General features: G+C 46.1%; 8 protein-coding genes and 4 pseudogenes. All 12 read right to left on the bottom strand.

Annotated elements, in window-relative coordinates:
- Nucleotides 1–1931, bottom strand: a pseudogene (locus ASF13_RS23930) (ImcF-related family protein); the annotation flags it as partial.
- 197 nt (nt 1932–2128) lie between these two features.
- On the bottom strand, nt 2129–3253 hold the full coding sequence (locus ASF13_RS00035; protein WP_056232280.1) for a hypothetical protein: 1125 nt from the start codon (nt 3251–3253) through the stop codon (nt 2129–2131).
- Between the two features lie 2 nt (nt 3254–3255).
- Nucleotides 3256–3522 carry a PAAR domain-containing protein gene (locus ASF13_RS23040; protein WP_072166243.1) on the bottom strand — a complete coding sequence of 89 codons (267 nt, stop codon included), beginning with the start codon at nt 3520–3522 and terminating at the stop codon, nt 3256–3258.
- 278 nt (nt 3523–3800) lie between these two features.
- Entirely contained in the window at nt 3801–5003 is a 1203-nt protein-coding gene (locus ASF13_RS23035; RefSeq protein ID WP_235514919.1) for a T6SS immunity protein Tli4 family protein, read from the bottom strand.
- Between the two features lie 576 nt (nt 5004–5579).
- On the bottom strand, nt 5580–5843 hold the full coding sequence (locus tag ASF13_RS25260; RefSeq protein WP_056230998.1) for an IS1-like element transposase: 264 nt from the start codon (nt 5841–5843) through the stop codon (nt 5580–5582).
- Nucleotides 5844–6019: 176 nt separating this feature from the next.
- On the bottom strand, nt 6020–6523 hold the full coding sequence (locus tag ASF13_RS24125; protein WP_156365535.1) for a T6SS immunity protein Tli4 family protein: 504 nt from the start codon (nt 6521–6523) through the stop codon (nt 6020–6022).
- A 123-nt stretch (nt 6524–6646) separates the two neighbouring features.
- Nucleotides 6647–6853: pseudogene (locus ASF13_RS25255) on the bottom strand (hypothetical protein); the annotation flags it as partial.
- Nucleotides 6854–7467: 614 nt separating this feature from the next.
- Nucleotides 7468–8547: a T6SS immunity protein Tli4 family protein gene (locus tag ASF13_RS00025; protein ID WP_056230996.1), complete on the bottom strand. Its 1080-nt coding sequence runs from the start codon at nt 8545–8547 to the stop codon at nt 7468–7470.
- Nucleotides 8537–10117: a hypothetical protein gene (locus ASF13_RS00020; protein ID WP_056230993.1), complete on the bottom strand. Its 1581-nt coding sequence runs from the start codon at nt 10115–10117 to the stop codon at nt 8537–8539. Before ASF13_RS00020 ends, ASF13_RS00025 begins: the two co-directional genes overlap by 11 nt.
- Before the next feature lie 3 nt (nt 10118–10120).
- Nucleotides 10121–11293, bottom strand: a pseudogene (locus ASF13_RS00015) (DUF2345 domain-containing protein); the annotation flags it as partial.
- Between the two features lies 1 nt (nt 11294).
- Nucleotides 11295–11726 (bottom strand): annotated as a pseudogene (locus ASF13_RS00010) (phage baseplate assembly protein V); the annotation flags it as partial.
- Between the two features lies 1 nt (nt 11727).
- A partial coding sequence (locus ASF13_RS25250) for a type VI secretion system tip protein VgrG (protein ID WP_156365542.1) occupies nt 11728–12686 on the bottom strand: 959 nt, incomplete at both ends.

Genomic DNA, 12686 nt, shown 5'->3' with positions numbered 1-12686 from the left:
GCTGTCGATGAGCCTGCTGCGGCTTTTGCCTGCCGTCGGTCAGCACCCAGTCCAGCTCGTCCCGGCGCGCTTTCACCACCTTTTCAATGGCGGGCTGAACGGCCTGCTCCCATGCCTGGCGGGTGAACATCCCSGGCACCACCTCTTCGCTGCTGAACAGCCGCGCGGCGTCGGTGTCCGCCACCATATCGCTCAGGCGCAGGTCGGCGTACTGGTGCGCCACCTGAGAGAGCATTTTCTGGTACAGCGTCGATTCGCTGTTACGCATGCCGGTCAGGCGAACCAGCCGGGTGCGGGCCTGGCTCACCGTGTTTTCATCGGCCGCCAGGCGCCACTGCGGGTGCGCCGCCAGCTGCGCGCCATAAAACGAGAGCAGCGACGGGGCCACGCCCTGCCAGAGGCCTCACCGTGTTTTCATCGGCCGCCAGGCGCCACTGCGGGTGCGCCGCCAGCTGCGCGCCATAAAACGAGAGCAGCGACGGGGCCACGCCCTGCCAGAGGGCGTCCTTCACGCCATCACGCGTCGGCCAGTCGTTCAGCAGCGCAGAGCTGAACCAGGCGGCGTCCATATGTTCCGGACGCGCCAGCATCAGGTAGAGTTTGAGCCGTTCCCGGGTGGTTTTTGCCGCCTGCTCGCGCAGCGGGCTGCCCGGCGGCAGGGCATTAAAGGCGGTGATTTGGCTCTGCAGATGGTTCGCTGCCGCATCACGCAGCAGCGGTAASGCGCCGTCCTGATAACGTGGCCAGAGCGTCGCCAGCAGGGCGTTATTCTGGCTCAGCCCGGCCCGCTCATACCACGGCACGCCATGCTCAGAGCGGTACTGCAGGCGGGCCAGCGTTTTCTGCAGCGCCAGCAGGGCGTGCAGACGATCGGCCAGCGGCTGCTTCTGCCGGGCGGCGAGCGCGGCCTGCTCCTGAGCATCCTGGATCACAGTGCGGTTGCTGATAAAGGAGAGCACCATCCAGCCTGCCCACAGCACCATCAGCGCCGCGGTGGTGGGGAGCAGGACGTTGCGCCAGGGTACGCCCAGTTTGTCTGGCCGCAGCCCGGCGGGCAGGGTCCCCAGCGAGTCAAGCAGTGCGTTCCAGCGCTTATCCATCCCCCAATGGTGTTTGACGGTGCGCTTTGCTTCTGTCGAGGCAGGACTAAACATCACTCCCGCCAGTGCTGCAGGACGGTAAGGATTCAGCAGCATACCCAGCGGCCCGGCAATGGACTCCGGTGCACGCGAGAGCTGGTCGGCCAGCTGCAGTAGAAACTGGTGACCGGTGCTGCCACACACTTGTTGTGTCCCCTGCGACACTAACTCCGGCACCAGCGTGGAAAGCAGGTTGCTCAACTCGTCCTTGTTGCAGCCTGCTGGCAACAGGCAGCCAACGGACTGCGTTATGCGCTCCGCCTGTAATCCTTCCACGGTGTGTAGCGACCAGATATACAGCGGTAACCGCCAGCCAATCAGAGCATAGCGGGAAGCCAGCGCCTGTCCTGCACTGTCGATCCTGTCAGCGCTGAGCCCTGAATGAGGATTGTCCTCACTCAAAAATGACGTTTTCTCTAATGCAGATGTCACCCAGACTACGCCATCAATCGGGCGGCGACGCAGCTTACGCAAATCCTTCAGCAAAGCGCTGTCTGCTGTGGTCGCTAAATCGCCGCTCCACAATAGCAGGGTGCCGCGGTCTTCCTGCCAGAACTGTGTAGTCAGCCCGGGGGTAAGCATTTCCACATCTGCCGCGCTGCCGGTTAAAAGTAAAACACGGAGCTTGCGGGGCCAGAAAAAACCGTATTGCTCACGCAGAGCCGTTTTTATCTCTGAACTTATGCTGCGGACGGACGTTTGAGACGGGATAGCGGACTCTGCTTTCCCGGGCTTTACGGGTCGGTAAAAAACCTGTTCAGCCGCTTGTTTCAGACGCCACCAGTACTTCATAACCAGCAGGCCAGGAAGCAGAGCGGAGACGATACCAGCCCATACTGTCCAGGCGAATGATCGCTCTATTCCACGCTGAACCAGCTGTTCCTGAAAAATATACAACAACAGTGCGGCCATACCTGCAAGGGCGATAATAATAAGAAAATAACCAAAAAAGCCGTAACGCTCAGGCTGAGTCCCTTTCGTTTTGTCACTCATGAAAACAACTCCCTGGTGATAAGGCATAGCCAGCCTGAAGATTGTGGTTTCTGATAAATAATTAACTGGTCTTTGGATGTGCTTCTTGCCGCTTCAACCATCATGCTTAATGACACGCCAAAGGCCAGTTCACCGGGTGGCCCAAACGTTAAGTCGATATAATGCACGGGTTTCTTTTCAGGCAACAACCACTGGTGTGATTCCGCGTAGATTGATAAGGCAACAGCGTTATTTGCTGACTCGCCAGACAACCAGACGTGCTCTAACTCATTGACATTAAGCCTGTTATATTCAAATAACATCGCGAGATCATCATGCAGGCTCCCTTGGGATAAAGGCATCATTCGTCCAATGCCTGCCAGTAAAGAATAGTTATTTTCTCTTAGAAACCCTGGGGAACAAATTAGTAGAGCAGAAATCATCTCACTGGATTTCTGCGGCCTGTTATCCGGCCAGTGCTGCAAACATAAAATCAAAGTCAGACCGCTGATTTCATGTTCTGGATTCAATTCTTGTATTTGATCAACAGATGATATAAATACTGGCTCAAGCAGCCAATGTTTGAACACCGCGGCCCGGATTGTTTCTCTGTAGAGTGCGGATGAGTGCACAACATAGATTGCATATAAGTGATGACCATAACCTGAAGCTTGTTTTCCGAGCGCTTCATCAATCATATTGAGTCGTGATGCAAGATTCTGTTTATCTCCCCACAGAGGCCGCGCTTTTTGAGGAAATGCAGGAATATCAGATAATGGACCTAAAATTGAACTGACGCCTTCATCTTCCGGGGTCAACAGGATATTTCCCACCACAGCAACCTGTTCACGACTCCATTGCTGCCATTGTGATTTTGTTTCCTGAGTTTCTTCATGCCAGGCACAGGCAGAGGCTCCGGACTGGTCATGACGGTTAAGGACAATGCCAAAAATACACAGCCATAACAGAAATGCAGGTAACACCCCATAAAGCAGAACAGGCGCATAAGCGCTGAACCGACCAATAAACAGCGCCAGCAATGAACCACTTATCAGCATTGCTGCCAATATGATAAACCACAGACCATAGCGTGGTGCGGGTATGGCTGATTTTTCAGGTATGTCAGGAAGAGGCCAGCCCATAATCATGACTCTACGCTGTTTTCAGGGTGAGAGCTGATAACCCGACAACCACAGGCACACAGACAATTATTAACCACGACACAAACACCTTCTTCCATTTCTGTTGGAGCTCCTTCAATAATTTTATTTACCCCATGCCTGGGCACAGGGCAGGAAACCGAGTCCCCTACCAGCGCAACCTGAACTCCATCAATAAACATCGTAGAGGAGGCAGTCACCACTTTTCCTCCGTGTGTCGTTGCATCACCTAAACAAACGATTCCTTGCATTTCACTATCCTTTATTAATAACAGCCAGGCATGAACCACTGTCAATTATTTTATCTGTGTAAGTAGTAAAATGACCCTACAACAAGAGATGTTAAAACAGAGACAATGGCAACCAACAAAACTACAAATATAATTTTCCGTTCTTTAAATGATTTGAACGCCTGAGATAAAAAAATGGAAATCCAAATTATCCATATCACATTTATCATCAAAAAAAATCACATAGACACTTTCCCGGTCATTATTGAAAACATAATCATAGCCTCCTGACAATGGCGTCAGAAAGCTCCGGGTCGAACTCGTAAAGTCTGGCTTATTGCATCCCAGAAGCTGACAACCTCATTTTGATTATAAGGAGACGGTGTCCATTCATTGTTAAGTAACTCCAGACTAAAAACAGGTGTTTTATAATCTCCTGTTTTCTCATTGGTTAATAGTATAAAATCATAACGCTTGTTACCATTTGATGAGTAATCTCCGGCCGCTAACAACTCTTCTGTCTCTAACTGATTTATTTTCCTCACGCCTTTGCGCAACACACTCCCGTTGCTTGATAAGAGATTCGCTAAAATGTCATTACTCCGCTCGAGCAAACTGTCCTTTTCACGGGTGAAGTTGTCTGTAGATATTCCATACCGAAGCTGGCTATTGTCGCCACTTTTAAAAAGAACGTCTATTTCTTCTTTATCTCTTCCATTATCAACAATGAAAGCATTTTGAATACAAGCACCAGGTTTAGTGGGTATTTCGTTTTCAGCTCTACCTTGAATTCTTGTCAGAAGATCATTTAAATCTGAGAGTGTCTCAGGCACAGTATTTTTGAAAGAATTCGGAGAATTTTTTCTTTTAGAATCATAGCGCTTCGCTGAGCCATTTTTTGTGTTTACTTCAATTTTGATAGCGATGCCATTGCTGTATATATGCGCTTCCAGTATTCTAAATGCATCGTATGTTCCAGGCGTTTCATTCCTTTCAAAAATCAAACCATTCAGACCATTAGGTGCTGGATAAATATTTTTTAGGTAAGGCATTTCTTCGGCGCTTACTGTTTTTGTAGTCCGTAACCTCTGTTCCCGAAGATGTATTCTCTGTTCAAAAGCTGGAAGATACATCCGAGTACTAGTAATCTTCATATCATTGATTTTTTCACGACTATTTTCTGCAATAGCATAAGATGCAGGCAGATCGACTAAATACCTTCCAATACAACGCGTCTGTAGATCTTTGAGTAATTCATCCACGTTTGTCTTCTCCGCTGTAGTTAGTTTTGTCTGAAAAGGAACTTCGGCTTTATGGCTGATTTGCCATATAATACCCGCCGACAGTAGTATTGCAGCAGTAATGCAATAGCCTTGCGTTTTTTTATTTATCATTTTTATATGCCAGTTTAATTTCTGTAACATCCTGGGCAATTTTGATAATTGAGCGAAGCGTAAAGAGACGTGAATTTTCTGTATCCGTATTATTAAACGTTCCTTCATGATCGACGCCTGTACCCAGCATAGCCTTCAACCCACTGCTTGTGAACTTTGCTCCCTTCACAGGTACCGTCCCGTCACCTGGGCCATTCGGGATAGCTTCAGTTTTTTAACTCATCTTCTCTCAGGTGAATCATTTATTCAAATGCGGGAAGATACATTCTTTGTGTGCCTAATCTGTATTTATTTATCATCACAGCTGAATTTTGTTTATTTACAAAACAGAAGGCACATCAGAAATATATCTTCCTAAACACTGAACTTAGTCTCGACAAATATAGAATTCAATTTATATTTTTCCTTGTCAGTCAACCCCTCAGAGTTGCCATATATAGAAAAACCGAATACCAGCATGCATATAATGCAAATAACCCTGCAGTGTCATTTTTAGATGATCCTTCATTATCAACCGGCAAACCAAGTAAAGCTTTCAGATTGTTTGATACAATACGACCAGCCTGCACAGGTACCGTTCCATCACCGGGTTCCTGGGGCGGACGATGATTTTTTTACTTCGGAACAAGTTTTTTAAAGTGGGAAGACAATGTTAATAACGATTATCAGCGTCCTTAAGGTGTTTCACACACTGACACTATTGAAGGCCATGTTGGTAATTTGCTCTTTGACACCCAATTTGCGAGCTTCATAGGGGTAATTGAGCAGAAACATGAGGTGGCAGCCACGACAGTGTAACCTGTCATCAGGGCGAGAGAATGACCATTTTTCAATCAAAAATAGGTTGTTAAACATCCTTTTATTGAGCTTATTTATGAAGAAATCAGGCAATGAATTGCTTTCCATTGCTCGACACATCATCAATATGAGCATAAAACGCTCACCCATGCTCTCGACCTGTACCTGTCATGACCTTTATATTTTTATCATGATGCTAAAATTGACCATGGTTACAACGGGGGGTAGCGAATATTATCTTAGGCCATCATAATTTATTATTGATGATCATTTCAAATAAAAAAACAATCAAAATAAAATTCACGAAATAAAATCAACAATACACATTACCATGCTTTGTGATATTTAAGCGTATTAGTCACCATCTTCCACACGGCAATTAGTTCAGGCTCACTTAATATCACTTGCGGGTCTTTATCTCGTGTAGAGTAAATCATGCTTAATACTAACGATGATGAACTTCCGGTTTTGATTTCGTGCGCTTTCAATGTAAATCTATATTCAGTAACAGGTATTCCTTCAGGAGTTTGCTTTTCTCTTATTAGCCATTCAGATACATCAAGCCCATTAACAACTCTCTTTCCCTGGTATATAGTAGAGCCATAGACTCCCTCAACCGCTCGATCATCCTGTTCTAGCAACAGCGTATCACTATCGGAATTTTTATTCGTGCTTAGATTGATAGTAATATCCTGAGTGCTTTTGTAATGCATTGACGTTTCATATTCGCCTAACAGAGATGCATCAACCTGCGCATATTTTATCGCAAGGCTATTTCCCTCAGGTCGCTGGTTATCTTTTCGGGGATGCAAACCTGACAAGATTGACAATAGCTGTGCTTTCTTTTCAGGAACATTATATATATAACTGTATTTAAATACTTTTCTATCTTTATCATATCTATGAGATCTCCCGTCTTTTACTTTTACTTTTACTTTTACTTTTACTTTAGTTTAAAATGTTACACCTTCGTCCCATTTATAGACTTCCAGTATTCTTGCTGCATCCGGATATTCTTTATCCTCCATTCTCTCAAACCCCTCACCCTGCATACCAGATGGTAACCGAAAAAATTTTTTTAAAAACGGCACATCTTCTAAATCTAATGGCTGTGTAAGTGTCAGTTCATCTTTCCGCCTTGCAAGAAATTGCTCAAAAGATGAGTAATACTGTTGATTAACCTATATTTTATTCATATCTGCTCCTTGAGTAGTCATGAACATGTCTGGTGTTGGGGTAAAATCTCTCGGTAAAGCAATAGAATAAAGTCCAAAATATCTTATTTCTGCGTTTTGCAGTGATGTAGTGTTCATGTGCTGTTCTATATTAACAATTGTATCAGGATGTTTTATATTATTATAGATATAAGCGATCACAATTAATGAAAAAAAATATCAGGAATGACACCGATAAATATAATCGCCTTTGGCACCTAATAAAAATATACCATCTCTTCATCTTCATTGACCTGCTGATAAAATTTAATAATCGACTGTAATGCAAACGCCAGACTGGTGTCATGTCGGAAGTCCGTTTCATGAGCAACATTCAATCTTAATTATTCTTTAACTGCACCTCGGCCAGTCAAAATTTATAATGCCCATAGTCAGGGAATTATGTGATTTACAACCCCTTCAAGGTTGAATATTTTTACCCCCTCACTTTGAATATTAACCCAGGAAGTTCAGTAACGATTTTTTATTAAAAACAACGTTAAAATCTTGTAAAAAAAAACTCCCCCACTATTAAAATTCATTGATTATTTTAAGCCAGATCAAAATGCCCCAGGACGTATACGTATAGTCCGGGTTATTCTATTCCATAAGTCAATTACTTGTGCTTCGGACAATAAGGATTCATCAGGACTATAGTTATTGAGGGACACCGAAATTATAGGATTATAAAAGTCAGCATTTTTTTCATTCGCAACAAGCATAAACTGATATAGTTTGCCTGGACCATTGCTTTTGTCACCAACGGTCAATAGTTCATCCACTTTGATTCCATTAATTATGCTGGACTCATGCTTTATTACAACCCCATTTATCTTAGATAAAATACTCCTAACCCCACTAGTCCGGTCTAAAAGGCTATCTTTTTCACGCAAAAAATTGTTTGTCATGATGGAAAAGTCAATGTTGAATCCAGTGTCGTATACTAAACTCATTCTCTCTTTTGTGTTTACATTATCACTAATAAATCCATCAGGCATGCATGATCCTGCCGTTTTTAATAAATCAGTATCAAGTCTACCTCTAAGAGTTTTTAGCATTTTTTTTATTTCATTTATTTGAGTCGAAGCCAATGTAAAAAATTCATCAGAAACACCGGCCTTAAGATATTCAGCTTTGTCTTGACTATATTTTTCATCAGATAAATCATCAAATTTTTTCGTTATTGTAAATGCAACTCCACCATGATACAGATAAGCTTCAAGAGTCCGACCATATCCAGGTATACTAACACCTTCATTTCTATCAAATATGACCCCATTAAGCTCATCCGAGAGCACTATACTTTTTTTCAAGAAAGGTCTGTCTCTTGGATCGATAGCTTCAGTTTTTTTTAACTCATCTTCTCTCAGGCGAATCATTTGTTCAAATGCAGGAAGATACATTCTTTGTGTCCCTAGTCTGTATTCATTTATCATCACAGCTGAATGCTGTGTATTTACAAAAAAAGAAGGCACATCGAAAATATACCTTCCTATACACTGAACTTTAGTCTCGTCAAATATAGATTTCATTTTATGTTTTTCCTTATCATTTAAACCATCAGGATTGCTATATATGTGCAAAAAAACAAATGCCAGCATAAATGTAATTGAAACAATAAAAAACTTTCTAGTTTTCATCATTCACCTGCTGTACCAATTTAGCTACTGCGTATATTGTGAATAACCCTGCAATGCCATTTTTGAATGCTCCTTCATGATCAACCGGCAAACCAAGTAAAACTTTCAGACTGTTTGATACAATACGACCAGCCTGCACAGGCACAGTTCCATCACCGGCTTCCTGAGGCAATGATAACTTAAAAAGTTTAATTTTTATGTCTATGATTTCTGGGCCTGCAGAAAATGTCACTTTTCTAAAATCTTTCACCGCCTCATTATATGGATCATTTATATAACCGTTTTTGAATGCCAAACCATCCTGCACATTTAATTTTTCAATACTATATGATGATTTCTCCTCCCAAAAAACTGTTCCATATGATGGATTTAAGTCACTATTTCCATAGAATGCGTACATGTTTTTATGGTACATTCCAGATAAGTCTTCAATAAATGGCTGAACATCTTTTTTTATTATCTTGACGTAATTCGCCCAACATTCACCTTCAGCACCCGGATTTCCTGGAGAAAGAAACCTCGGTTCACATAACCCCCACCAGTTATCCTTATTCAGATAAATTTCATCATAGGGATTGGATGATGGTCTGGAAAATATAGTTGTACCATCTTTGATCTTCAACCAATTTAATCCATAACCTACTCCAGGTAACAGTTGCAAAGGCCCTGGTGACTGAGCTAACACAGGGGTAAGTTCAGCTCCACTACTCCCAATAATTTTTCCAACGATCCCTGTCTCACCTGCCTTCATTCGTTTATATGCAGTAGGAGAGCCGGTATCCGGCATCACCCCATGAATGACACCCAAGATGCAATCCTGATTTTTAAGTATTTCTGAACAATGTCTCGCAACCAACCCTCCCATAGAATGGGTAATTACAATGACTTTCTTCAAAGCACAGCGATCACCATAATTATTTATCGTTTTTATAATGAATTTATGCAAGTGACCTGCTGAGATCGCATTTGATTGCAGCCAGTTATACCCCATGACATGTATTGGATATAGATAGTTATAGCTTTTAGCTATCTCGTCCGATGTTAAGGTCTCATTCCCGAATTCAGCCATAAAATCGTAGCCATCAAGTTTTTGCCGTATTGTTTTTTTATCGCTGTTGCTGATTCTATTCTGGAAAGCTGCAAGCTCATCATCTAATACTTCTTGTAACCATGCTAAAAACTTCCCGTAGCTAGAATAAACCACTTCTCCCCAGCCTCGTGCTAAACGAGAGCCAAATTTTTTTTCTTCCGGTGAGGATTTATATACTTCACCACGAGGATCTACTTTTGTAGTTAAGGGATCCAACAATAATTTTCTTTCAGCTTCCCCTTTGGCAAACCACGAGACGATGCCTGCTTCGACTCGCCATACCGGATTACCATCCAAATCCATCAAATTAGACCCCATTACGCCCGGAAGAAACACAATAGGAATGACTTCATCAGCGAACTGTGGACAAACAGCTATCAGATTATCTTCTTTTTTAGCGTTCGGCAGATTGTAATAAGCCTGACCACAATCGTCATACTCAGGCAATATCATTACTTCATTATCAAATGAGTTGCTCATCAATCAATCCTTATCTGTAAATTTTAATTTAACGAAATCTGAGCCTACTTGCATTTGCATTGCACCCTTTCCATCCTGCGATGTTGATAATGAGTTTCTTCCTCCACTAGAATCCTTAATCGAAATTTTTTTATTCGGAACGGCAGATCCAGAATAAGCCTTTACAACCTTAGGCGTAACAGCAAAATCAGCCTTTTCCCATTCCTGTGCAGCCTGAGTGATACTCCTCCCGCCAAATTTCTGCCACACCGCGCCACGTTCGATGATTTTATCCGGTGCCGCACACTCAACGGTGCCATCGGCAATTCGGATGTAACCTCCACCGCTGGTCAGGATAATTTCTTTTTTTGCACTGATAATGATTTTCCCTTCACTGCTGCTGATGCGAATATCCTTCAGTGCATCCAGTTGCATTTCATCGCCCTGAGCCTGTAGTTCTACTTTCCCTCTACTGGCAAATAATTTGATACCTGATTTCTGCGCATACAGGCTGATGCGTTCCCCGACAGCTATGGTCAGTTTCTTCAGAATGCTGAAATCCGTATTACCGCCGCTTGTTGCCGTGATATTTTCACCGGCAGACAGTTGCACCGTTTTCGGCGTAACCTGCGCTATGCCTTCGGGAGCGGAGAGTAACAGCGCAGATTTTTTAAGATCTTTCAGCGCTTCGCTCAGTAAGGCTTTCTGCGTCTGCAAATCAGCCAGTTCTGCCTTCGCCGCTTCTGCCGCGCTGCTCAATGACTCAGCCAGGCTTTGCGCCTGCTGGAGCTGATTCAGGGCAGCAGACATATCCAGCATCATTCCATTCGCCGATGACTGTACATCCGCGGTGATAAACACGCCGGCACCACCGCGTACTGACACCCATTTATCTGTCCTGAGCTCTGCCCCTTCCCCCCGCAGCGCCCTGGAAGCGTCCACGTTGTGCCCCAGATTAAGCTGGGTCTTACCCCCGTACTCCGTGCTGAGCTTGATATGCTCTTCCCCGCGCCTGTCCTCCATGCGCAGTTTGTTCAGCCCGGCGGTGCGGATCACGTTGCGGGTGCCGTTCTTTTCCGTCACGTGGTCCACGTGGCGTGAGTCGTGCAGCGCATGGGCGATGTACGGGCGATCGGGGTCACCTTCGTGGAAGGCAATCGCCACTTCCGTGCCCTGAATCAGCGGGAAGTGGATGCCNCCGCCTTATTCCCCCATATCACGTTGCGGGTGCCGTTCTTTTCCGTCACGTGGTCCACGTGGCGKGAGTCGTGCAGCGCATGGGCGATRTACGGGCGATCGGGGTCRCCTTCGTGGAAGGCAATCGCCACTTCCGTGCCCTGAATCAGCGGGAAGTGGATGCCGTAAACGTCGCCGCCGTAGGGCTTAGCCAGGCGCACCGGCATGCTCTCCTGGCCCCGCGCTTTGTCGTCCTGGTCGGCATCAAATTTCACCCGGTACAGGCCCGCCGCATCCTGCCAGGCGTAGATGTCAYTGGCTTTTGCGCTGGTGACGCGGGCCATCAGGGTGCCGCTGATTTTCGGGCGCGGCTTCAGCGGCGGACGCCAGCACAGCGTTTCACTAAAGGGTACGAGGGTGCGAATGTTATTTAATACTTTCAGCGTTTCGCTCANAGGCGCACCGGCATGCTCTCCTGGCCCCGCGCTTTGTCGTCCTGGTCGGCATCAAATTTCACCCGGTACAGGCCCGCCGCATCCTGCCAGGCGTAGATGTCATTGGCTTTTGCGCTGGTGACGCGGGCCATCAGGGTGCCGCTGATTTTCGGGCGCGGCTTCAGCGGCGGACGCCAGCACAGCGTTTCACTAAAGGGTACGGCGGCAATCGTCACCTTCAGCGCATCCTTACGGCTGGCGGTGAAGCCGGTGCGCACGATGACCATCGGCAGCGACAGCAGTTCCGGCAGCGTTGAGGGAATGGTGCTGTCGACAACCGTCAGCACCTGGGCCGGACGCAGCGTGGCATCGTTACTGCCGCCACCGATCAGCGTCTGCTCTGCCAGAAAACGCTCGTGATCCAGGCGTGCCAGGAAGTTTGCCGTTTCCGCCGTCGGGGCGATTTTATCGCCGGTGTCCCGGTGGCGGGGCTTGTAGTGATAAACCTCGCCMYAGGTGATGCCCTCGCCGTCACCGCGCGTCATATCCGCCCTGGCCGACTGCAGGACCTTCTGCGCTTCGCGGTGGTTGTAGTCTCTGGCGGTGACGCCCGCCTCAGCGACATTGTGACGCACGCTGAGCCCCCAGACGGATTCTGCGCAGCCGTCACTCATGCCTGACGGGCTGTTCAGCGGCAGCGTTTTACCGAACTCATACGCGCTCTGCCTGTCGGCAAAGTGCACCACTTCCGTTTGTGTGTCCGGCTGCAGCGTGAAGAAGTAAAAGATGCCCACTTCGGACAGCAGGCGCTCGATAAACGCCAGGTCGCTTTCCTGATACTGATTTATCTGCTCACGCTTCGGGTATGTCTGTCTGAGCGTAAATTCATATTCCCAGCCCTTCAGACCATGCTCGTCGAGGATCTGCGCCACCACCTCCGGCACGGATTTATTGACGAAGAAACGGTGGGTGCGAAACTG

Origin of the sequence: Erwinia sp. Leaf53 (genome assembly GCF_001422605.1) — a bacterium.
Classification (GTDB): Bacteria; Pseudomonadota; Gammaproteobacteria; order Enterobacterales; family Enterobacteriaceae; genus Erwinia.
Note: the sequence above shows the minus strand (reverse complement) of the source record. Positions and strands in the feature narration are given on the sequence as shown.

Coding starts and splice junctions, on each gene's coding strand:
- ASF13_RS00035 (WP_056232280.1), bottom strand. CDS start 3,253: ATGGGCTGGCCTCTTCCTGACATACCTGAAAAATCAGCCATACCCGCA.
- ASF13_RS23040 (WP_072166243.1), bottom strand. CDS start 3,522: ATGCAAGGAATCGTTTGTTTAGGTGATGCAACGACACACGGAGGAAAA.
- ASF13_RS23035 (WP_235514919.1), bottom strand. CDS start 5,003: ATGAAGGAACGTTTAATAATACGGATACAGAAAATTCACGTCTCTTTA.
- ASF13_RS25260 (WP_056230998.1), bottom strand. CDS start 5,843: ATGGGTGAGCGTTTTATGCTCATATTGATGATGTGTCGAGCAATGGAA.
- ASF13_RS00025 (WP_056230996.1), bottom strand. CDS start 8,547: ATGAAAACTAGAAAGTTTTTTATTGTTTCAATTACATTTATGCTGGCA.
- ASF13_RS00020 (WP_056230993.1), bottom strand. CDS start 10,117: ATGAGCAACTCATTTGATAATGAAGTAATGATATTGCCTGAGTATGAC.